This is a genomic window from Agrilactobacillus composti DSM 18527 = JCM 14202 (assembly GCF_001436375.1).
Lineage (GTDB): Bacteria > Bacillota > Bacilli > Lactobacillales > Lactobacillaceae > Agrilactobacillus > Agrilactobacillus composti.
Genome location: NZ_AZGA01000088.1, coordinates 341,858 through 365,928, shown reverse-complemented (window position 1 = coordinate 365,928; position 24,071 = coordinate 341,858). Strand labels below are relative to the sequence as shown.

14 protein-coding genes are annotated in these 24,071 nt (G+C 42.5%); 8 read left to right on the top strand and 6 right to left on the bottom strand.

Features of this window, described 5'->3' with window-relative positions:
* The first annotated feature begins 114 nt into the window (after positions 1 to 114).
* Positions 115 to 1,371, top strand: a complete 1,257-nt coding sequence (gene dptG / locus FC83_RS16805; protein WP_057003064.1) for a DNA phosphorothioation-dependent restriction protein DptG — start codon at positions 115 to 117, stop codon at positions 1,369 to 1,371.
* The gene (locus FC83_RS16800; RefSeq protein ID WP_035450554.1) at positions 1,352 to 6,799 is read left to right on the top strand and encodes an ATP-binding protein; all 5,448 of its coding nucleotides are present in this window, start codon (positions 1,352 to 1,354) and stop codon (positions 6,797 to 6,799) included. The genes dptG and FC83_RS16800 overlap by 20 nt, the downstream gene beginning before the upstream one ends.
* A 98-nt stretch (positions 6,800 to 6,897) precedes the next feature.
* Here FC83_RS16800 and FC83_RS16795 read toward each other — a convergent pair whose 3' ends face one another.
* On the bottom strand, positions 6,898 to 8,433 hold the full coding sequence (locus FC83_RS16795; protein ID WP_035450556.1) for a hypothetical protein: 1,536 nt from the start codon (positions 8,431 to 8,433) through the stop codon (positions 6,898 to 6,900).
* 36 nt (positions 8,434 to 8,469) lie between these two features.
* Complete coding sequence (locus FC83_RS16790; RefSeq protein ID WP_057003063.1) at positions 8,470 to 11,133, bottom strand: glycoside hydrolase family 3 protein; 2,664 nt, start codon at positions 11,131 to 11,133, stop codon at positions 8,470 to 8,472.
* Positions 11,134 to 12,094: 961 nt separating this feature from the next.
* Between FC83_RS16790 and FC83_RS16780 the strand changes: the two genes are divergently transcribed.
* The 4 genes from FC83_RS16780 to FC83_RS16765 all read left to right on the top strand — a co-directional run bounded on the left by FC83_RS16780 (position 12,095) and on the right by FC83_RS16765 (position 18,232).
* Entirely contained in the window at positions 12,095 to 12,340 is a 246-nt protein-coding gene (locus tag FC83_RS16780) for a hypothetical protein (RefSeq protein ID WP_035450560.1), read from the top strand.
* Positions 12,341 to 12,528: 188 nt separating this feature from the next.
* Entirely contained in the window at positions 12,529 to 15,408 is a 2,880-nt protein-coding gene (locus FC83_RS16775) for a type I restriction endonuclease subunit R (protein WP_057003062.1), read from the top strand.
* A gap of 15 nt (positions 15,409 to 15,423) precedes the next feature.
* Positions 15,424 to 17,001, top strand: a complete 1,578-nt coding sequence (locus FC83_RS16770; RefSeq protein WP_057003061.1) for a type I restriction-modification system subunit M — start codon at positions 15,424 to 15,426, stop codon at positions 16,999 to 17,001.
* Positions 16,991 to 18,232: a restriction endonuclease subunit S gene (locus FC83_RS16765; RefSeq protein ID WP_057003060.1), complete on the top strand. Its 1,242-nt coding sequence runs from the start codon at positions 16,991 to 16,993 to the stop codon at positions 18,230 to 18,232. The genes FC83_RS16770 and FC83_RS16765 overlap by 11 nt, the downstream gene beginning before the upstream one ends.
* A 110-nt stretch (positions 18,233 to 18,342) precedes the next feature.
* Here the strand turns inward: FC83_RS16765 and FC83_RS16760 are convergent, their stop codons facing one another.
* On the bottom strand, positions 18,343 to 19,272 hold the full coding sequence (locus tag FC83_RS16760) for a site-specific integrase (RefSeq protein ID WP_035450562.1): 930 nt from the start codon (positions 19,270 to 19,272) through the stop codon (positions 18,343 to 18,345).
* Between the two features lie 82 nt (positions 19,273 to 19,354).
* Positions 19,355 to 20,569: a restriction endonuclease subunit S gene (locus FC83_RS16755; protein WP_269083198.1), complete on the bottom strand. Its 1,215-nt coding sequence runs from the start codon at positions 20,567 to 20,569 to the stop codon at positions 19,355 to 19,357.
* A 245-nt stretch (positions 20,570 to 20,814) separates the two neighbouring features.
* On the opposite strand from FC83_RS16755, the gene FC83_RS16750 reads away from it, so the two are divergent.
* A complete protein-coding gene (locus FC83_RS16750) occupies positions 20,815 to 21,231 on the top strand; it encodes a universal stress protein (protein ID WP_057003058.1) in 417 nt (138 codons plus the stop codon).
* 99 nt (positions 21,232 to 21,330) lie between these two features.
* Here FC83_RS16750 and FC83_RS16745 read toward each other — a convergent pair whose 3' ends face one another.
* On the bottom strand, positions 21,331 to 22,083 hold the full coding sequence (locus tag FC83_RS16745; RefSeq protein WP_035450566.1) for a 3-oxoacyl-ACP reductase: 753 nt from the start codon (positions 22,081 to 22,083) through the stop codon (positions 21,331 to 21,333).
* Positions 22,084 to 22,252: 169 nt separating this feature from the next.
* Here FC83_RS16745 and FC83_RS16740 point away from each other — a divergent pair, with 169 nt between their 5' ends.
* Positions 22,253 to 22,834, top strand: coding sequence for a hypothetical protein (locus FC83_RS16740; protein WP_057003057.1), 582 nt, complete (start codon positions 22,253 to 22,255; stop codon positions 22,832 to 22,834).
* A 51-nt stretch (positions 22,835 to 22,885) separates the two neighbouring features.
* Here the strand turns inward: FC83_RS16740 and cytX are convergent, their stop codons facing one another.
* The gene (gene cytX / locus FC83_RS16735) at positions 22,886 to 24,070 is read right to left on the bottom strand and encodes a putative hydroxymethylpyrimidine transporter CytX (protein WP_057003056.1); all 1,185 of its coding nucleotides are present in this window, start codon (positions 24,068 to 24,070) and stop codon (positions 22,886 to 22,888) included.
* Position 24,071 lies beyond the last annotated feature (1 nt).

Here is a 24,071-nt window from a genome sequence, read left to right as displayed (position 1 = left end):
TACACGTTAAACCGGTTCAATAAGTGCAACTCAAATCATGAATGAATAATTCAGGCTAAAATCACCCGGGAGAATGGTGACTTTATTTATAAACACAACTTTTATTATAAATTATTGCCTTTCTTTACCCGTAATCCGGAGCGGGCGAAGTTCAAGCTGGGCTTTACGCCAGTTGTGGGGGCGATTGGGCGGATCTGTGAATCCTACGCTGTTAAAAATACGCTTGATGAGAACAGCTCGCCGGTAGAACTTGATGGTATTACTGCTGAATTGCAGACAACAACCGTGCAACCTGCTGTCGTCGCACGGCTTTTTTCAAAAACTGCCATCAATCAGTTGCAAGTCCCTAAACTTATTCGCTACGCCCCTTTGTCTAAGGGCAAGGAGCAGGTGGGGGAGATTGCCATTGCCCAATTTTTAACTCAATTATTTCAACTTACGGAAAATGAGACTTGGTTAAACTTCTTGGACAGTTTTGTGCCCAAAAATCCATATGAAGTGTTGATATTCGACCATTTAAGAGCCTTGACTCCGGAGAATAGTGCGCCACAGCGGTTTTACTTCGTGGACCATGCTGAATTACAATCCTATTTCAATCATGATTTAAAGAACATCACGGCTAATCCGGGCTTTTTCATGAGCCATATTGAGTATTTTTTTGCATTTTATTATTTTGCCTATGTCATCAAGGCAATCGCCACCATTGGGCGCAGTGCCAAAGATGCCACGCATTTTCACGCTTATTACGCGTTAGCTGATGAACATTTATCCCAGAGCCGCCGGGCAGCCAGCAGTTTTAGGAGTTTGCACAAATCAGCCCGGTATCTGCTAGTGGATAATGATGTGTTGGATTATTTAAATGTTCTACTGGGACATGAAGAAGACTATTTGTTTTTACAGGATATTTATGCTTTGTCCCCAAATGAGCAAGTTGAATTGGATAGATTATTACTGGTCTTTATGCGTGATTACCAGACCCGGAAGAACCACCCCGTCACTTATGAAGAAGCTGGCGACTTGGCCCAACATATTGAGCAATTGCGGAAAATATTGATTCAAGATGAAGCTGATGAACCGATGTCCCGGTTCACCAAGAGTTTTGAAGAAATTGGCGACCTGTTCTTTACCAAGAGCCGTGGGCGAATCGGTAAAACCTTTAGTTTAGATGATGAACTCTTATTGGTTCTGGTTGCGGTGATCGTGGGCGATCACAAGATGCTGTTGAAACAGGTCATCCAAGAATTAAATAACCGTAACATCTATCTGGACATTGCTTCGCAAAACTTGTTAGCTGCGAAGTTGGATGAAAAGAATTTGTTGGAAAAAATGAGCGATAGTGGGGATGCGCAATATGTCAAACCAATATTATAGTTTTTTAGCAACGCATTTTTTGAATTGGGTCAATCAAAATGAAATTTTGCCAGGTAACCGTTATTTCTTAATGTTAGATACCCAAGAGCAAGTGGATGGTTTCGTGACTGCCATTGCGGATTTACCCGCAAATGCGGATCAGTTGATCATTGACTTTCCCATGCAACGGGATCATTTGAATTTTACAGCTAAAGTCATTCGGCTCCCCCATAAAACACCTAAGGTCAACATTGTTATTGTGAAAACGGATGTCCAGACTCAGCCGGACTTTTTGGTGACCCTGCGAAACCGAGTGGCCGAGCAAAAGGGTATTTGGGAAAATACCGCTATTATTTTTATCTCAGATAATGTCTTAGATTCGATTAATGGTGGGGCTATGGATATTAGCAGTGAAGATGGGCCCTTTAACAGTCATGGCTTATTAGTAGAGATCCAAAATAAAATTAGCGACACGACCAATCCGTTAAGTCAATCTGAGCGTCAAATTTTGAATTTGATCCTGCAGCAATTTCAGGAGAACAAAGACGTTACCTACGATATTATGGACTTTAAATATGTATTTACGATTCTAAACAACGGTACGATTGCCGATTCCGATTATCCTAACTTAGGGATGTTTGCGGACCATACCTTGAAAACGATCAATGACGCTGGTCAAATCGATGATCGTATTCGTGAAAACCGGACGGCATTTTCAGAAATCTCCGATATGCACAATCGCCCCGGCATCAGTGATGCGCTTGCTGAATATGTTCCAGCTTTAAACAATTCAACAAAAAGTGTCTTAACTGGAGAGGATTGGATGACTGCCAACTTTGATCCAATCATAAAGGCATTGTCGGAGAAAAGACAGCAACGTCGCGAATTTCCCAGGTTCGACCAGGAAGCCGCTAAGGCAACCGCCCAGGTGGGGGTGACTGTTTGGGATCGCTTGGAAGATGAAACACCCAAGAAAAAGAGCTTAAAAGCGCGGACCCATAACCTTTTGGTCTTTGTGGCACCAAACGCTACTGAAACAGCCGGTGTGCCAACGACCTTTATTTTGCCCTTTGACAGCCCCTTAAAGGAAAGTGACTTTACTCCGAAAAAGCGGATTGCCAATACTGACACTGGGTCGGCTTTAACCCACCAAGTCAAAGGTAAAAAAGTTGAAGTGCAGATCCCGCCATTTTCCAGGGGCCTCTTGGGGGTTGAGTTGGTATTTCAACGGGGGGATATTACCGGTAGTAAGACGATTTTCCGCATACTCGTCTCTAAATTAAAGCCGGCGATGTTGCAGACTGTCAAATCCCGTTTTTCGATTCAATTGCTCAAGCAACAACCCCTGCTCCAACTCCATGGGGCCGCTGATTTATTGGATTTTTCCTATGACCAAGCTGAAAACGTGCAGACCATCCCCATTGATTCCGATGAAGATTTGGTCCAACCACTACCCATGGCCGCAGACAAACGCTATGATTTTTCTGAATTTCAATATCATACCGATACGGATACCTTGGGTTTTGCGTTACAGTATCAAGACTTTATCTTACCAGCGCAATTTATGGACGAAGTGACGGAAAAACTACCAAAGACGGCTCTGGATATTGAATTGGCCCGGCAAACTGCCGATAGTAGTATTACCTTCGATGTGCCTCAAAAACTCAGTATTGATACCGTAACAGTGTATCCCAATAAGAATCAACAACAATTTATTGCTTGGGAAAAACAGCTTTTGGCTAGTCCTTGTTTCAGTGCTACGGCTGTCGGGTCAGAATTAACTGCTTTAGAGTTTCCTTTACCAAGTGCTGTCGTAGATGCCATGGCGGCTTTACGCAGCGCCTTTCAAGATGCTCACACATTGCCAAGTCTCTCCAATCCCCAAGATGAACAGCTTGATCAAACAGTGACCGACTATATAAAAGTCATTACGGCTACTTTAGCGCAACTGCCCCAAGATCAAGCCTTAGATCCAGAGGTTCAAAACTTAACGAAGTTGGGCACCATCACCGCCGGGGATACAGTCTATTACACCCCCTTGGCGCCGGCATTGTTGCAATATACCCAAGCTCTAGATCAGACAGTTGCTGGGGATGCTTTGAATCGTGGTATTATGCGGACTTTGAATCCAGCGGGCCTAATACCCTTTATTCAAAATGATGGGCAACTATTGGCGGCCAGTTACGATGATGCTTTACCCCGCTGGTTGAAATTTATTCCTCTCAACCAAGCCGTCACCAATAATGACACGCAAAATATTGTCTGCCATCGGCTAAAGGATTTTACCGACAATTTTGCCTTTCTAATGGCCATTAATCCTAAATTTGCGTTACATATCGCTTTTCGTAATTTTGGTAATGCCCAACCCGTGTTAAGAGGTGTACTTGATTATTTACTGGATGAGATGTTAACCCTAGAAACCCTAAGTGACTTGCACCCCATTGAATTATATTTTGACGATCAATCGGGCGATGACGTCACTGCCGATATAACGGCGATTTTCCAGGACTTCTATGCCTTGAGTATCAAAGACCAGTTTGAAGCGTTGTATGGTAACTCGCTTCCCAGCAAACTTACCAATCAATTTTCAGCTCGAGATATTATTACCACATTACAAGAAAGCATATTTGTTTATGACAGGTTAGCCCAAGATCAGGATTATCATATTAGCTTCTACCAATTTCTACCCGCACCAAGTCCCAATAGCATTGATGCCAATAATTTATTAAGCAATTATGCCATGAACGGCTTGCTGGCCACGACAAAATATACCCAGGTCAATAATTTGGGCACTGGTTTTGGTCTACAGGGGGATACCCAGGCGAAAACCCGGCCAATTATCAACTTCTTCAGCGATTGGAATGCCTTATTGGCAGCCACCAGAACCAGGGATGATCAATTTAATGCCAATCAGACCATCGTGAATTATGTCCCAAATATTGATGATCAAGATCTTGCGAGTGATTTTGCTAGGAGTGATTGGGTCGTTTTTATGGATCCAAGGCTAGATATCAAGCGCTTTGATGCCATCCAAGATCTCTATGTGATCCATTATTCTGGCCATGAAGGCAACACTGATTATCGCTCCATCACTGTCACCAAGCGGGTTGAGCGGTACAATATGATCATTCGGGAAACTTTAAACGATATTGCCACCCAACGAGATATTGATTTTATCAAGCCAGACGAGGCGGGTTTAGCCCAAATTATCAATGCCTTTAACCTGTTGAATGGCGTTTGGCTCCTGAAAATTTTGAAATCCACCCAGACCAGTAAAACGATTCGGGAAAAATTAAGTATTCTAGCGGCTTATAAACACTTGTTAGGTTTGTTGCATAGCGAGCATACTTATTGGGTTCCCATTAGCATGGAAGAAATCCTGCGCGTTTCAGGCAATGCTGGGCTCAATGGTAAAAATGGCTTGTTCAGTGCTAGCAATTTGCATCAATATGGCTCAACTAGTGATGATTTGTTGTTAATGGGCATTGAAGTCACCGATGAAGAGGAAATTCAGGTACATTTATTGCCAGCAGAGGTGAAAGTCGGCCAAAATGCTAATAGTGTTTTACAAAAAGCCAATGAACAAATTCAGCACACCATTGGAATTTTTCGGGAGTTTGTTATTTCAGAACAGAATTTCACCAATAAGTTTTATCGTAACTTCTTCTTGGATATTTTCTTAGATAACTTTGAGAAATTGCAAGCCCAGGATCAAGCTATTCAAGACCCTAGCATCATTACCGACAACTTGATTCGCTTACGCAATGAACCCTTACACTTTGATAATGAATTTCAAGAATTTGGGAATGGTTTTGTCTTTAGTTTGGCAGCGGATAAGCCCTTCCGACGGATTCACACGGATACCCTGGATAACGGGCTGACCATTGCCAAGGTGGAAGTCCCAGAATCTGATGCCTACAGTATTCCGGCCCAACCTTTAGTCACCGTTGTGGCCAATATTCAAAACGGATCTGCTGGCTTTGATTTAAATAATCAGACTGTTGCCAGTGCGTCAGAAGAAGCACCTGATTGGTTGATACCAGCACCAAAACCGGATTTATCGCCAGTAAAGCCTGCTGAGAACAAGACATCTGTACCTTATTGGACCACTGGGACCGCAAATGCGCCGGCTGAGTCGGCTGAGCTAGACTCAGATGGCTTCTCAACAACCGACACTGATGATAATATGACGCTTCATGAAGACACTCCGGTCTGGGGTACAGTTGAGTCTGAGGGGGATGAACACGAAGTTCCAGAGGCCGTTGAAGCAGGGACGGCAGCGGCTGCATCTCAGGATACCGCCACTACCACCCCAGCTGATATTGAAATTCCAATTGGTAAAATCAGCGGTGGCCAGCAAATTATTAATTGGGCGTATGGCAATCCCCAATTAGCTAACCGTCATATGCTGGTCACGGGTAAATCTGGCCAGGGTAAAACATATTTCATGCAGAATCTTTTGGCAGAACTTTCAAAAAAGGGTATTTCCAGTTTGGTCATTGATTATACCAATAGTTATTTAACTAGTCAGCTGGATCCAGACTTTATCCAGTTGATGGGGGATAAATTGCACACTGTTTCTGTGAGAATGTCCGGTGTGCCCATCAACCCATTTCACCTGGATAAAATTAATATCCCGGGTGCCGGCTTGATGGATGAAGAACCTATTGATATGGTGGAGCGAGTCGTGCAAGTATTGGATTATGTGTTCCAGTTTGGGGAACAACAGCGCAGTGTCTTAAATGACATTATTGAAGCTGGCTATGACCAGTATGGGGCTGAATATACTTTTGAGCACTTGAGAAAACAACTCACGGCCGATGATGCCAAAAGTCCTGCGGATAAAATTTATGGGCGCATGCAGCCATTTTTAAAACGCAAGTTATTTACTTATCCCCAAGAACCCTTTAACTGGGGGCAATACTTTAACAACAACGGGGATGTGATGGTAATTCAACTGACCGGTTACCAACAAAATATCACCTCGGCCATCATTGAGTTTTTACTTTGGGATTTGTTTAAGTATTCGGAAATCTACGGTTCAGAACAACAACCGTTACCGGTTTTCTTAGATGAAGTTCAAAATTTGAGTTTTTCTGATGATGCGCCCACTGTTAAGATTCTTAAGGAAGGTCGTAAATTCGGCTGGTCCGGTATTTTTGCCACCCAGTCTGTTGCTAGTATTAAAGATGATACTGGGGCGATTTGGAACACGGCCGTTCAATTGCATTTCTTACCGCCAGAAGACCAAACCCAGCGCATTGCCAAGTTGATTACCTCTGATGCCAATGCCAGCAAAGACATGGTGCGGCAATTGTCACAACTAAGTAAGGGCCGAGCGTTGTTCAATGGGCCAATTGTGACACCCAATGGTTTTCAAAAAGTTACTTATCCCGTAGATATTCTACAATTCAAAGAACGCTTTCCAAATTTAACATCAGGTGAGTAGCGACGAACGCCACATAAAAACTGAAGGCCCCCAGACAGTCACATTGTCCAGGAACCTTCAGTTTTTTTGACGTGCGTATTAGTTAGTAAATGAGGCTATTAAACAGGATAATAATCCCCGGTGGCAGCGGCGATCCATTGATTGTCTGTGCCAATTTTGACAAATTGTTGACCGTTGATATAGGCCACGGCAAAGACTTGATAGCGCCCGCTATCAGGAATAGAACCCGTGACATTGCCATTTAGGTCATAAAGCGGGGTACCGCCAGTGGTGTCAAAGACCCCACCTTGCGGGGCAGACTGATTTAGATCAGCAGCCTTGACCCATTGGTTTTTGCCTAATTCATAGGCAACAGCAACTCCATTGCTGTCTTTAGCAACTCTGGCAGCATGCCATTCATTGACCCAAGTGCTCAGGCGCGCACCGGAAGCCGTTGTTACCGTTGGATCCGTGTAAATAACGGCAGGCTTGTAATAAGAATAAAGATGGGTCTGATTCAGAAGTGAGATAGTCACATTCCCAGTCACCGTGGGATTAGAACTGTCAGAATTAGTGGTGGTCAAGTCGGCGGCCTTGACCCATTGATTCGTACCTAATTCATAAGCTAGGATTTGACCATTTTTATCGGTGGCATAACGGGTGGCGTTCCAGCTATTGTAGCTGGTGCTTAGCTGAGTGCCAGTATCCGTGGTTGTAGTGGGGTCGCTATAAACGATAGCGGCCTTATTATTGGAATAAACTTTGGTCCCCGCCGGTAAAATATTGAAAGTGATATCGGCGTTTTGATTGGTATCAACTTCTGGTGTGGTCACATCATTGGCGTTGAGATACTGATCTTGATCAATTTTATAAGCGACGATTTGGTTACTGGCATCCCGGACCAAGCCAATAACTTTTTGATTGGTCAAAATTTTGGCATTGATGGGCTGCGTGGTTTGCATATCGCTATAAATCAAAGCACCACTGGTGGATTTCGGAATCACTACGGCCAAGTTAGCTGGCACATTGCTGTCTTCATGTAAACTGCTGACCGGTGTGGCCGAGCCAGTCCGCATTGCGTCAGCAGCCACGCTATAACGGGTGTTATTGCTGATGCCGGTGTAGCTGACGATCGTCCCAGTGGCATCCACGGTGAAGCCGTCCACCGCCAGTTGCACACCAGTTCCGGGATGAATGTTCCCAGTCTCTGACGTCCAAGTCGTATTGTTATCTAGGCTAAATAATGGCAGGGCATAGGAGAAGGATAGTGAGGTGTTGCCAATTTCGCTGCTTAATCCCGCATATTTGGCCCAGTGATCGTAAGGCTCATTCAACCAGCCAAAAGTGGTATAGCGTACCGCAAAAATCTGACCATTCACAATATTGAGATACTTGATTTGAATGATTTGCTCGGCAGTTATGTTTGATTCAAAATTGCTAGCATTGGGGTCCTTATAAATCGCCGTTCCTGAAGGTAAGGTAATGGTAATGGGATTGATGTTATATTGGCCATTCAATTGTTGATCGGTGGTTGCTGCTTGAACCACAGCTGGTTCCGTGGAGAATGCTGCGTTCAATGCTGTCGTGGCCGGCGCGGCAATGCTCAGCGCCAATAGGGTCAGTGATAAAATTTTGAATTGATTGAAATATTTCAAGACAATTGCCTCCCTGCAATGGCTTTATAAAAAAACTTACCAGCTCTTACCATTGATTTTAAGTGTGGTACTGAGATTACTTGGCGTATATGATTTAACAGTGACATTAGATTCATTGGCAAATTGATCACTATTCATGATAGTCGTTAACACGTGTTTAGCGGCGTTTTGCAAAGCAGCTAGTGTCTGTGGGGAATTGTTAGCAGCCGGTTCCAAAAGGATTTGCGAACCCCCAGGCATAATCAAATCATTGCCCGCGTAGACAGAATTTTGTGGGGTAGACATAGTTTGAATATTATCCCAGTCGGACATAACGGTGCCTTGATAACCCCATTCACCCCTTAAAACGTCGGTTAAGAGATCATAGCTACTAGAAACATACTGACCATTCACCTTGTTATAAGAAGACATGACAAATTGTGGTTGGGAGCCTTTAATGGCAATTTCAAAACCCCGCAGGTAAATTTGCCGCAGGGCTTGTTCGCCGATACTAGCATTCATGCCCATGCGATTAGATTCTTGGCTGTTGGCGGCAAAGTGTTTCACGGCCACCCCAATACCAGGTGTGGTTTGGACGCCGCGGGTTTCTGCGGTGGCCATTAACCCAGATACCAAGGGATCTTCAGAGAAGTATTCAAAGTTCCGACCGTTTAAAGGATCGCGATGGATGTTCATCCCTGGAGTCAACCAGGTGGTGATGCCAAAATCCTTCATTTCTTTGGCCGTGCCTTGGCCCATGCTGTAAATGTCATTCACATCCCAAGTCTGGGCCACTAAAGTACCAATGGGCCAAGCGGTAGCATTGTTGTAATAATCAACACCGTTCACCGTGGATTTCTTCGGCAAGCGTAAACCGGCAGGGCCATCAGAGCTGACGATGATCGGGACCTTCTTATTGAGGAGACGATCCGTCGTTTGACCGGCAGCGCCAGGGACTTTGGTGGCCGCACCACCAATGACCCCCAAGCCAATTTGGTTCACGAAGGCTTCCAGACCAGCTTGGGTGGCAAAGTCCACGTTGCCTTCTACGATGCGGGCCAGCTCAGTGGTAGTTAAGCCAGCGACGAATTGATTCATACTGATTTTCTTGTCATAGACATCTTTTAAAGTGGCGTTATTGCTAGGATCCACCACCTCGATTTTTTGATTCGGTGCCTTAGCTCGTAGGTCTGCAGCGCTTTGATCATTGTTCACATAAATTGGGGTACTTTCACCACTGTAAGTGCTGGCATGATTATTTAAGTCTTGTAAGCTGTTGGCATCCACGGTAAATTGTGGGGCCGTACTCAATTGGGCGGCTTGGTTATCCGGTGTATACATATTGTCACTGCCTTTGAGGGTGGTCGGGTCAACAGTTGGCGCACCTTCGTTGGCTAATTGATTGGTAATGACTGTCTTATCCAAGTTCAAGACCCCGGCCACCGCGGTATTTCTAGAGGAATCTCCCACCCGCAGGATATAGTCACCGGCTTGTAATTTATAAGCCGCGCTGGCCACGTCATACGCGGCTAGGTTCTTCAAAGAGAATTCAATTTTGACATTTTGGGACGCCCCAGGTGCCAATTGCCCGGTCTTGGCAAAGCCCGCTAAATCTTGGAAGGCCGTGGGGATAGCCCCCTTTGGACTGGAAAGGTAGACTTGGACCGTTTGGCGGCCGGCGGTTTTACCGGTATTGGTCACGTTGACATTCATGCTGACGATATCCTTGTCCACGTTCACACTGGTGGTATCCATGGCAAATTTGGTATACGTCAACCCAAAACCAAATGGGTAGCGTGGGGCGATGTTATAGCTGTCAAAGTAGCGATAGCCCACATAGATACCTTCTGCGTAATTTTCGTTATTGGTATTACCATCGTTGTTGGCAAAGGTGCCAGAAGTTGGGTAATCACTATAACTTTTAGCCCAGGTATCCGTCAGATGGCCGGAAGGATTCACGGCACCGCTTAAAATGTTGGCCACTGCGGTCCCCACATTTTGGCCCCCTTGGGAAACCAAAACTACACTCTTAAGGTTGGGGGCTTGGGTGACGAAACTAGTATCAATGGGGCCGCCCACATTCAATAGGACGACACTATTCTTATAGTGATTGGACATATTGATGATATTGTTCATTTCATTGCTGGTGAGTTGGTAATCCCCAGCTTTCGTGGTCCGATCGTATCCTTCTCCAGAAGATCTGGAAATAACGTAGATACCCGTATCGGCACTATTTGTGAGGAAAGTCAGGTCATTAATCAACGGATCTTGATACTGAAAATTCCCCGAGAAAGGAATCAAACCAGCCGTGGCTTTATACCAAGCGGCCTGATTATTGTAGTCGGCCTGTTGGGCACTTAAGTAGCTGGACGTCACCACATTATAATTGGCGTTTTTAAGGCCCTCTAAAATACTGGTGACATGAGACACGTTCACATCCCCTGAACCGGAACCACCCTTATAGGTGCCATAAGAGCCGGAACCGAAAAGGGCGATGCGACTGTTTTTGGAAATAGGTAGGGATGCTGCACCATTTTGTTGGGCGTTGTTTTGCAACAGCACCATCCCGTTGCTGGCAATTTTGGTGGACAGATTTTGATTATTGACTTCAGTTGGGGTATAGCCTGGCCCGGTGATTGCGGCAGACACTTTATGGCTGGGCACCACTAATAAAAGGGCACTCAATCCAAGAATTCCCAGAATATTGAATATTTTCTTCATTAAAATTGACCTCCCCAGGCTTTAATGAGCGATATGACAGCATTCAGTTTTTAATCTACCAAATCGAATGCTTAAAATAATAAAATTTATGGATATAATTAAAAAAATATATTGCAACTTAGAAAAAATAACAAAAAATAATTTAGAATAATGCATCACCCCAACTAAGAAACCGATTACATTATATTTGTCAAAATATCTTACGCGTTAAGCTTTTTTGACAAAATATATCACTAAATATTGGACTATCATGATATTCAATACAGCAAAATCATATTAGATTGGTGCAGGTAAGTCAAGAATAACGAATCGTAAAAAATTTTGACTAATCCTGATGATGAAGTTTTCTCTTTTACTCGTCTGGATACTTTTCTTTGAACCGATTGAAGATCTTAGAGCTTTTCCATTTCTATTTGAACGATTTATCGGCCATATTCTTGAGAAAATTATCCAGAAGATTTAAATTTAGATATACAGAGTATTCAATCTATTTTGGCAATATCTATGTGATTGTACATGTTGATGTACAATCGTGTGGTAAAATTAAGTATGTTTTCTATGTAATTGCAAATCATAGATAGAGCAATTTCTGTAATTTTTCAAGGAAAATGAAAATATTATCATTAATTAATAGGGAGGGCAAAAATGTTATTTATTTCAAAGTTGTTATCTCAAATCATTTTTTTGATAGGCCTGCTTGGTGGGATATATTTAATTCTGATCGTAGGGGGCGGTATGGAATTTTACCGTCTTAGATTATTAGGCATTATGATTTTTGTAATGATTTATTGGTCAATTGGTGGTGCATGGTTTAGGTTTTTGAATCGGAATCTTTAGAAAATAACCCTTTTCATAACTTTAGTGATAGTTGCCAATCAAGCTGGTAATTTTGAAACAAAAAAATTGATGAATTTTGTCGTTATTGAAGACTTACATAAATTTAAATTGGGGAAGCACGTTAATGTCTAACGAAAGTTCTAATGAAGAACCAAGTACAGAACCAAGTACAGAACCTAATAAAGAACCTAATAAGGATGAAAATGATGCTATTGCAGCGATGATTATTTTTGGTCTTATCATATTGAGTATGCTAATTTTTCCAAGATTCTACATCATGTTTATTTGGGCTACTTTGGAAAGTTATGTAAGACCGTTTACATGGGTCATTAGTCTAATCATCTTGGGGTTTATTTTTAGAAAGGAATAGATGTCATAAATCTTTTAATTATAAATTTGAGAATGACTGGCATTTTGAGGAGCCCAGGATAAGGCTCGCCCTTTTTAATAATTGTTAATGGATATTGTAATGAGTACGGCAATGTGCTTTCATAGCAATACTTAACATGATATGATTAAAAATAAACTGGCTTAATTTGTCATATTGGGGGCATTGAGATGGCAGATCAGTATCAATCTGAAGCACAATTGGAGGACCATTTAATAAAAAAGCTCCAAACGCAGGGCTACCAGTACATAGCTATTCCAGATGAGACAGCGTTGCTGAATCATTTTCGCGATATTTTAAATCAACGCAATCAAGCACGTCTAAAGGGACGTAACTTAAGCGACCGCGAGTTTAAGGCTGTATTCAATGAATTGATTGGATCGAAAACCCACTATCAAGTGGCTCAACTTTTGCGGGGATCGGATACGCAACCCTATGGCAAGATCGTGATTCAACGGGATGACAACACCAACCTTTATTTGGAGTTCTTTGATGGTGTTAAACCAGAAAACAATATTTTTGAAGTGACCCATCAAATGACCATTACCAGTGGGAAGCACGAAAATCGTTATGACGTGCTTATCCTATTGAACGGCTTGCCAGTGACGCAAATTGAATTAAAGCGTAAAGGCAAAGACTTTACTGAAGCTTTTCATCAAATTATTCGGTATCGGGATGAATCTGTGCCCTTCGCGAAACTATTGCGCACCATTCAACTCTATGTGATTTCAAATGGCAATGAGACCAGGTATTTTGCCAATGGGGATGGACCGCTAAATTCTAGTTTTTTGTTTTATTGGACTGACGTCAACAACAACTGGCTCAATGATTTGGATGCATTTAGTGCCAGCTTTTTTGAACAGAGCCGATTTCATAGTTTAATTGCCAACTATTCAATTTTTGACAGCGTCAATAAACGCATGTTGATCATGCGGCCCTATCAAATCTTTGCCACCGAGGCAATTTTAAAACAGGCGAAAGACCATCCTGGAGAAAACGCGTATGTTTGGCACACAACTGGCTCTGGTAAAACAATCACCGCTTTTAAGACCAGTCAGTTACTGGCTCAAAAAACAGCCGTTGAAAAAGTCATCTTCTTAATTGACCGGGCCGATTTGGATGTGCAAACCGCTAAAAACTTTAACGCTTATTTACCAGAAACGACATCTGGGGAACCTGCCCTGGATATGACCACCAGCACTTATAACTTGGTGCAGCAATTGAAGCGTCAAGACAACCATTTGATTGTGACCACGATTCAGAAATTAAATCAGGCGGTCAAAAGTGACCGTTATAAGGCCGATTTAACGGCTTATCACGACAAACCGATTGCCTTTATTGAAGATGAGGCCCACCGTAGCCAGTTCGGCGAAATGCGCCGCAACGTGAATCGCTGGTTCCAAAACGCCCAGCACTTTGGCTTTACCGGGACGCCTATTTTCACCGAAAACAAGGGTGCTAAGGACCGGACAACAGCGGACTTATATGGGAAATGTTTGCATAAATATCTCATTAAAGATGCCATTAGGGACCATAACGTTCTAGGGTTCGCCGTTCAGTATATGAACACCATTAAAAAAGGTGACGAGCGGGGGACCGATCGACTGGTCAAGGGGATTGATACCCAAGCAGCCTTTGAAAGCGAAGACCGCCTGCACCGTATCGTCGACCATATTCTGGAAAAACACGAACAAATTTCCAAGCAGCGCCACTATAACGCTATTTTCACGGTACCCAGTACTCGGATAGCGTTGAAATATTATGAACTGTTTAAGGTCTTGATGGGGGACCGAAATATAAATGTCACCACTATCTATACGTGGGTGGCCAATGAAGAGGACAACGAAGCTTATCAAGATAAGAACAAAGGCGACCAGACTTCCCGCCATGGGTTGGACACAGTTATTGAGGACTATAACGCCAAGTATCATACGTCATTTTCTACAGACCATTTCCAAGACTACTTCGGGGATGTTTCCAAACGCATGAAGGCTCATAACGATCAAACCCCAGAGGATAATATTGACATTTTAATTGTCGTCAATATGTTCTTAACCGGCTTTGATTCACCGAGACTATCCACGCTTTATGTGGACAAGAATCTGGAGTGGCATGGGTTGATTCAAGCATATTCTCGGACCAATCGGGTGGAGAAAAAAGAGAAACCCTTTGGCAATATTGTGGTTTATCGCAATCTGAAGCAGGCTACGGATCAAGCCGTGGCCCTATTTTCAGATGATGATCCAGCTGTTATTTTTGCGCCGACTTACGCTGCTTTAAAGGGTAAGTTAGATGGTGCGATTGCGTCACTGCAAGAAACCGCCCCGGACTTGGCCAGTATTGACCAATTGTACAGCCAAGGTGACAAGGCTTTAGAAAAATTTGTCTTAGATTTCCGCGATGTTTTACGGCTATATAACCAAATTCGAGTATACGACGAGTTTCAATGGGACGACTTTGCCCCGGCATTCAATGCTCAAAAGATGGAAGATTATCGGGGCAAATATTATGAAGCCTATCGCCGTATAAAGAAAAATCCTGGAGATAAAGATTCCATCCTGGAAAATATCGATTTTGAAATTGAACTACTACAAACCGATAAAATCGATGTGACCTACATTTTGAATTTGATCAACACTATTGATTTAAGTACCCCAACTGGGCGTGAAGAAGACACCAACAAAATCAAACGGTTATTGCATAACGCTGATAACGATGATTTGAAGTCAAAAGCAGCGCTACTGGAACGTTTCTTGGACCAGATTATTCCAAAATTACAGCCAAGAGCTGATGTCTCGGCAGAATTGAATAACTTTTTAGACTATAGCCAAAAATTAGCCATGGCTGACTTTGCTAAAAAGCATGATATACCAGTGGAGTTTGTCGCGGAGCAATTAACCGATTTTAATTTTTACGGCCACTTAAATGGGCATGAAATCATGAGTCAGCTGGGAAAAAGTGGTCTTAAGTTCGGCGAACGCCGCAAGGTCAAACAACAATTAGACACATTTATTACGGAAGCCGTTCAGGCCTATACATTGACGAATTAGAGGAGAATATAATTTATGGCAGCAACGCACGTGACACAGGCACAACAACAAGCAGAATTACAAAAACGACTCTGGGCAATTGCCAACGACCTTCGGGGCAATATGGATGCCAGTGAGTTTCGAAACTATATATTAGGGTTAATTTTCTATAGGTTCTTATCCGATCGGGTCAGTGAAGTTGCTGAATCGCTATTGGCAAATGATGATGTTTCCTTTGCAGAAGCGTATAAAGATCCCGACTTTAAAAACGATCTCCGCGCAGAAATCATTCAAGAATTGGGCTACTTTTTACAACCTGATTCGTTATTTTCTACCATGGTCCAAAATATTCAAGTTGGTGAATTTGACATTGAGCAACTGCAAAGTGCCATCAATGAAATTCAGGATTCTACGTTAGGGCAAACCTCTGAACAAGATTTCCGAGGCTTGTTTGAAGACTTGGACTTAAGTTCGTCGCGGCTAGGTAATACCGTCGCCCAGCGTAGTGATTTGATTGCCAAAGTAATTTTGAATTTATCTGACATAAGTTTCAAAGAAAAAGACATCAAGATCGATGTCTTAGGGGATGCCTATGAATATTTGATTGGCCAGTTTGCGGCGACTGCCGGGAAAAAGGCCGGCGAGTTCTACACGCCGCAACAAGTGTCTAAGCTCTTGGCTAGACTAGTCACGTTGACCAACAAAGAACTTAAAGCTGTTTATGATCCGGCCATGGGTTCTGGTTCCTTACTGCTCAGATTGGGTGATTATGCCAAAATTGGGAAATATTATGGCCAGGAAATCAATGGCACCACCTATAACTTGGCTCGGATGAATCTATTAATGCACGGGGTCAACTATACTCGCTTTGAACTTTTCCAAGGCGATACCCTAGAGGATGATAAGGTTGGCAACATGCAATTCGATGCCGTTGTGGCTAACCCCCCATATTCTGCTAAGTGGAATCCGGATGGCAAACTAGATGATGAACGGTTTAGAGAATACGGCAAAACAGCGCCTAAATCCAAAGCCGATTTTGCCTTTGTGGAACATATGCTTTACCACTTGAATGATCAAGGGACCATGGCGGTTGTTTTACCCCATGGTGTTTTGTTCCGGGGAGCGGCCGAAGGAACTATTCGTCAACATATTATCGAAAAGAAAAATGCACTGGATGCAGTAATTGGTCTACCAGCTAATTTGTTTTACGGTACCAGTATTCCAACGGCAGTATTAGTATTCAAGAAAAATCGTACCACAAATGATATTCTCTTTATTGATGCCTCTAATGATTTTGAGAAGGCTAAAAATCAAAATAGTTTGACTGATGCCAATGTGGATAAGATTGTAGCAGCTTATCAAGAGCGCAAAGGCGTAGATAAGTATGCACACGTAGCTAGCCGCAAGGAAATTGAAGAAAATGACTACAATTTAAACATCCCACGATACGTGGACACGTTCGAACCGGAAGAACCAATTGATTTAGACGCTGTTTTCAAAGAATTAGCTGAAGTTGATGAACAAATTGATAAATCTTGGGCTGAATTCAATGAAATGCGTAAGCAGCTAGTTTGGACGGATCAAGCGGATAAAGGTGACTCAAATGACAAATAAAGATGAGTCACAACGTAAAGTGCCAAAATTACGGTTTAAAGGGTTTCATGACGATTGGGAACAGCGGAAGTTGGAACGGTTGGGGAAAATCGTAACTGGTTCAACCCCTGCTACTTCTATTCGTGAGTACTATGATGGCTGTTTTGCATTTGTCAGTCCAGCGGACATTCAAGATAATCGTTTCGTTGAGTCCACAAAGACGACACTGACTCAAGCCGGTTTTAAAAGAGGTCGTCAACTTCCAAGTGGTGCTAGTCTTTTTGTATCAATCGGATCAACTATTGGTAAAGTTGGGCAATTGAAAGTATCTGCCACTACAAATCAACAAATCAATGCATTAATTAACAATAGTGACACCGATTCTGATTTTGTATACTCTCTTTTAGAACACAGTTCGGACCGACTACGGCGATTTTCGGCCACTCAGGCAGTACCAATTCTGAATAAGAAAAGTTTTTCGGAGTTAAGGGTATCGACACCCTGTCTAGATGAGCAAATAAAGATTGGGCGGCTTTTTTTAGTGCTTGATAATACAATTGCCCTTCATCAGCGTAAGCTTGAGTTGCTTAAGAAGCTTAAACAGGGCTATTTGCAGAAGCTATTCCCGCAAGATGGGCGAAAAGTGCCACAGTTGAGATTTGCTCAATTTAGTGACGATTGGGAGAAGCGTAAACTTTCTGAGTTCCTAACTCCGTCAAGCGATAGAAATAATGCTGGGAAATATGATCAAGACAATATTTTGGCTGCCTCGTTAGGAACAGAGTTAGTCAAAAAGCATATATTTTTTGGCCTTCGTTCTACAGAAAAATCGGTTAAAAGTTACTACATTGTATACCCTGGAGATGTAATTTACACTAAATCACCAATCAAAGGGTATCCGAATGGGATTGTTCGTACAAATAAGGGAGTTCATGGTATCGTTCCATCCCTATACTGTGTTTATCATAGTACTCACGAGGTTAATCCAAGTATTATCCAGGTTTATTTTGAGGATAAATATCGTTTAGATGCATATCTGTATCCGTTAGTAAATGTAGGAGCACGTAATAACGTGAATATTACCAATTCTGGTTTCTTAGAGGGGTATATATGCGTCTCAACTGATATCAAAGAACAAAATGAAGTCGTTGACATCATTGAACTTGTAAATGATAATATCGCACTTTATCATCAGAAAATAAAATTTCTCACTAAGTTAAAACAGGGGTATTTAAATAATCTATTTTTTTAAAGACATATCAAAAGCCCTTGTTTTAAAATTACGATACCATCCAATAAATAAAAAAGGGAAACTCAGATTTCAGGCAAAAAATGAAATCTGAATTTCCTTTCTTATTATTGCTACATCAATTGAGCCATTTGCCTCATAATTTTTTCGCCATCTTGAGCTTCTAACTCTTGAATGATATGCAGATATGTCTCTTGGGTTGTTGTCATACTTGAATGGCCCAGTCGCTTTGCGACACTTGCTATCGATACGCCTGCAAATAATAGTAGCGAGGCGTGTGTGTGACGCAAGCCATGAACGGAAATAACTGGAATTCTAGCTTTTTCACACAACACCTTCAATCGCTGATTGATAGTGGAATTAAAGACACGTTTTCTTACAAAGATTGGTTGACTGTCCGGCAAATCCTTGATAATTTGTGAAAATTGCATTGCAAGTTGCCAGTCAATTTGTACTTTACGAATAGAGGTTATATTTTTGGTTGGTTGAAATCCACCTTTTGTATTTCGATAATTCCAGGTTTTATCCACGCTTACAGTCTGCTTGTTGAAATCAAAGTCTGCCGGCGTTAACGCAAGTGCTTCGGCAAAACGCAATCCCGTCTTAACAACTAACAGAATATACCAATCCCAATTAATAGTCGAATTAAGGTTCAATTGGTGCAGTAATTGCTGGACTTCGAATTGGTTTAGAAACTTCTGCTTCTTCTCTCGAGGTTGTTTACCTTTTATAACAATCTTCCGGGTTGGGTTCTGTTTAATCAGTCCCTCATCCACAGCATCCATAATTGCACTTTTGACTTGATGATGAAAATCTTTGGTCGTTTGTTTTTCGTGTTCGAGTGCGTAATCATTGATGAGCTGCTGGTAGGTACGACGCGTGATATCCTGGATGCGCAAATCGGGGGCAAGTTTGGTGACCCACTTCAGTGTCATGTAATACTTGTCTAATGTTACTGACCGGATTGCATTAACCTTATAAAGCTCAATCCATTCTTCAAAATATTGATGAAACAATTGTGTTGATTTAGATCTAGGCATGATAAAAGCCCTCCTTGATAATTATGTTTGATAGAAAACTACCGATACTTATTATCTAAGAGGGGTCAATATTTCAAAACATTTTTTAAATAAATAAATGGGCTAGATAACCTTTTTTCATTTCTTTCAGATTGTCTATCTCTTTCTGGATCATGACAATAGTGTTGTTGAGTGAATATAAAAGATTTACGATTTTAGATTGTTCAGTGCGTGATGGGAAAAATATAGTGAATTTATTCACGTTAGATTTACTAATTCCAAATACTTTAAGCCCTTGGCCCATGCGATACCCGTAATATCGGAACGTTGGTGCTGTTAAAACATAGTACAAAAATAAAGAATTCAGCGACTCCGATGGCCTAAATGCAATTGTATGTAATCCTGCAATTACTCTTTCTTTATTTTTAATCGATATCAAGACAGCTGGCAGTGCAATTTCTTGATAATCCTCAGACGCATCCGCAATGATTATATCCCCCTCTTGTAAAGGCGTATAGTTACCACCTAGAATAGCTGGTAATCTACTAGAATTCGTAATAATTCTTGCTTTGCCAGTATGTATGTCACCATAGTGGATATAACGATATCCCGTGTCTGAAGGCCACTCAACTTCTCTGGACAATGGATAAGATCTGACCATCTTTACAACGCTGGCTAACTCATGCTTTTCCCAATCACCACTAAATTGAGCGAATCTTAATTTTGGCACTTTTCGCCCATCTTGTGGTAACAGTTTTTGCAGGTATCCCTGTTTAAGCTTTTTAAGTAGCTCGAGCTTACGCTGATGAAGGGCGATAATAATACCAATTAATTTGAAAAATCTACTAATTTTAGATTGTTCATTTATTTGAGGCAAGTCAATTTCATAACTTTTTATACTCGGAATTCCAAAATTAGCCACTGTTGTTGACTCAGCATTTCTAATTAGTATTTCTTTCCTGAACTTTGGTGCCTGAAAAGTTGATATTAAAAATACAGGATCTAGACTTGTACTTGTTCGAATGCCAACCATACGCTGCCCTAGAAAATATTTGTTATTATTATCAGGTATAATAGCAGATTCACCCATAGGTGCCTCTCTTGAGAATACAACATCATCAGCTTTTAAATGAATTCTTTCAGACCATTCTTCATATACTTCATATGTAACACTATCCATCATTTTCGTGTGAAGATGTCCACTTCTAACAGTTGATGTTCTAATCATTTTAAACTGAGTTTCATAATTTACAATTGGAGCAGTGGCGTGTTTTGTATCCGTTATTTGACTGAGCTCATTCAACTTCCGCTGTTCCCAAATTTAAGTAATAGTGTTATTTCATGGAATCAAACGTAATTCATGCACCTTTACCGTTATTTCGGTTTCTACGGTTAGTTAGAATTCAATCTGATACCAATCAACTTGCATTCCTAGCCAATTTTTTGCCCCCATGCCCCCCAATCGTCTATAATCAAGGTAGAGCTGGTGTATTTAATCACCATCGATTCCGGTGAATATTGATGGAGATTACAGTATTTGTCCTTGATTAGAAAGGAAGATGTCATATGGCTTATAAGAATATTTTGATTGCAACAGACGGTTCCGCCCAAGCACAAAAAGCCTTTGACCAGGCAGTTGATCTGGCAAAGACTTTTGATGCGAAGCTTTATATTGTTGAAGTCGTGGAGCCCTTGTATTATGATCGGTCCACTGAGGTACTACCTGCAGCCCGGGCCAATGCCAAGTCTGACTTGGAGAAGTTGGCCACAACAGCCAAAGGCAAAGGCCTCACGAATTTTGAGACCCGCCAAGAAGAGGGCAGTCCTCGAGAAATTATCGCTGAGAATTTACCTAAGGAATTGAACATCGATTTAATCGTGATCAGTGCCACTGGTCGTTCCAGAACCGAACGACTATTATTGGGGTCTGTCTCAGACTATGTTTCCCGGCGAGCGAAGACCCAAGTGTTGATTGTCCGTTAAAAGACCGAGGTATTGCTTAATCCATGATGAATGGCTCATTTTTAGAATCCAGCTAAACTGTTTCAGCCCTGACGATTCGGTCAGAACTGAAGCAGTTTTTTAGTTCATGGTTAAACCACCGTCCACAGTGATGTTTTGTCCGGTGAGGCCGCCTGCTTTTTCAGAGCCAACGAAGACCACGACTTGGGCCACGTCATCGGGCGTGGTCACCTTTTGCAAGGGCGTGCTTTGGGCGATCATTTGAAAGACTTCTGGGGTGGTGACCGCACTGGCCCGAGTGGTTTTTAAGAGGCCGCCGGACACCATGTTGACAGTAATGCCATACTGGCCAAATTCCGCCGCAAGATTTCGAGTCATCCCCAATAAAGCTGCCTTAGCCGTAGTGTATTCGTGATAAGGGACTACGGGATTTTGGAATAAATTGGTGCCAATATTGACAATGCGGCCATATTTTTGGGTTTTTAGAATTGGATAGACGCTACTAATGACATTAAAGGCGCCTTTTAACGTGCCATCCAATTGGGTTTGGTGATCGGCCCAAGTTAAATCTTCAAATTTCTTTTGAGCCACAGGATCAAATTTAAAGCCCACCAACGCATTGTTTACCACGGTATCGATCCGGTCAAAACGAGCTTTACCACTGGCTACTAATTGGGCCACCTGGGCTTTATCCCGCACATCAGCTTGTAGGGCCAAAGCCTGGTCGTTGCCAATGCTGGCCACGACTTCGTTAGCGGCGGTCTCATTTTGAAAATAGTTCACAATAACATTGTAGCCCTGAGCCCCGTAAGCCTGGGCAATTTTTGCTCCTAAACCTTCACTGGCACCGGTGATCAAAACTGTTCTATTCATAGAAATCATCCTTCCTTCATAAATATTCATTCAGATTTACAAATAAACACACACTTATCATGATTAAGTCATTTGATCTTGGCAGAATCATCACACCCCACCGGTAAACTAGGGTTCAAGTAATCAAGTTTGATTGCGAGTAACTATTAATTTAAAGGGGCGTTTCACGATGAATAAAAATAAAAAATCAAAATTTAAATCCATGGCGCTGAGTGCATCTGCCATCGTTGGCGTAGCCACTATTGGTCTAACTTCCCTAGGGGCGGCCAGCGCAGCTACCACCACTGAACCAACCATTCAAACTGCCAATACAACTATTAAATCTAACAATCAAGGATTAACGATTTATGCTGATCCCCAAGCTACCCAAAGTACTGGTAAGCAATTAGCCACCAATATTTCCGACTGGCGGGTCACCCGAGAAGCCAAAGATACTAGCGGCAATGTGATTGCCTATGACCTAGGCAACGGCCAATGGGTAAAAGCTAGTGATTTGCAGCAAACCACGGGTAACAGCAATCAGGGCAATGCCACTACCAAGACGGCCAATGGCATCCTGATCAATTCCAACTATCAAAGCGTGCAAATTTATAGCAATGCCAAAGCCACCCAACCCAATGGCCGCTTAAGCACCCAATATAATCTCTGGCAGGTTTTTGAAATCGCCTATGACAACACCGGTACCCCAACAGCTTACCGGATTGGTACTAATCAATGGGTGAAAGCCACAGATGTTACAGTGAACAACTAATACTCACAAAGAAAGCTCCTGTACCCCATCAATTGGGCAGGAGCTTATTATTTATTCCCGTTGCTTGCGTCTGGCCCCAAAAGGTACTTGTAAAGCCAGCACGAAAACAACTAAAATCAAGCCAATTAATAGCGTGGTACCGCCGAAGAAGTCAAAGCGCTGTAATTGATAATAGCCAAAGATACCTAAAATCCAGAGAGCAAAATTGACATATTTGGGAATGACCTGACTTTTGCGCCAGTAGTTGGCAAAAACAATGGCATATAACGGTGCGAACACGGAACCAATGAAGTATAAGAAATTAATGTACACGTTCATGGACAACACCAGGGCCAGCACCAAGCCGCCTACGGTCACAGCCACACCTAAGTAATTATTGTGTTTGCCCTTAAAGACATTGTTGAAGCTGACGGCGGCGGAATAAGCATCTAAGTAAGTGGTGGTCACGGTGGAGAAAATAATGATGATCAAGGCCAACACGCCCAGGTTGGATTGGGCCAGCCAAGCGGTAAAGTCTTGATAACCGGTGATGATCACGGTGGTCAAACCAATGCTAAACATTAATAAACTGCCAAAGCAGTAACTGCCAGCACTGACCAGGGCCCACTTAAAGGGCTTACCAGAGGTTTTAGAGTAGTCGCCGATCAACGGCAACCAGGATAAGGCCATGGTGACGTTTAATTCCACGGCGGCCCCAAAGCTCATGCCCCCGGTAATGGCGGCATTACTATGGGCACTGCCAGTGAACATCACGGCGATCATGATCAAGACCCCGATGAATAAAATAATGACCATGGCGTTGTTGAGTTTGAAAAACCAAGTGTTATTCAACAAGAGCCAGATGATGATGAAGGCTGCCACTAAAATCGCCATTAATGGGAAATTAGAGAAGGAAAACCAACGTTTAGAAACACCGGTCATTGCTTGGGCGGCGTAAATGATCATCACGGCAGTCCAGCCGATGAGTTGCAGGCCGTTGATCAAAGAAAAGAGGTTCACGCCCAATTTGCCAAAAGAATCATCCGTGGTTTCAATGGCGGTTTTCTTCTGAGCCGTGGCAATGTAACTGGCGGGCAGTAAGAAGACAAAACAACCAATAAAATGGCCTAGGAAAATGGCTAACAGGCCCTTTTGTAGGCCCAGGGGTGCCAACAGGGTCCCGGTGATGATCTCGGCGATGGAAATAGCTGCGCCGATCCATAATAAGGACTGGTTCCAATATTTAGGTTTGGTCATC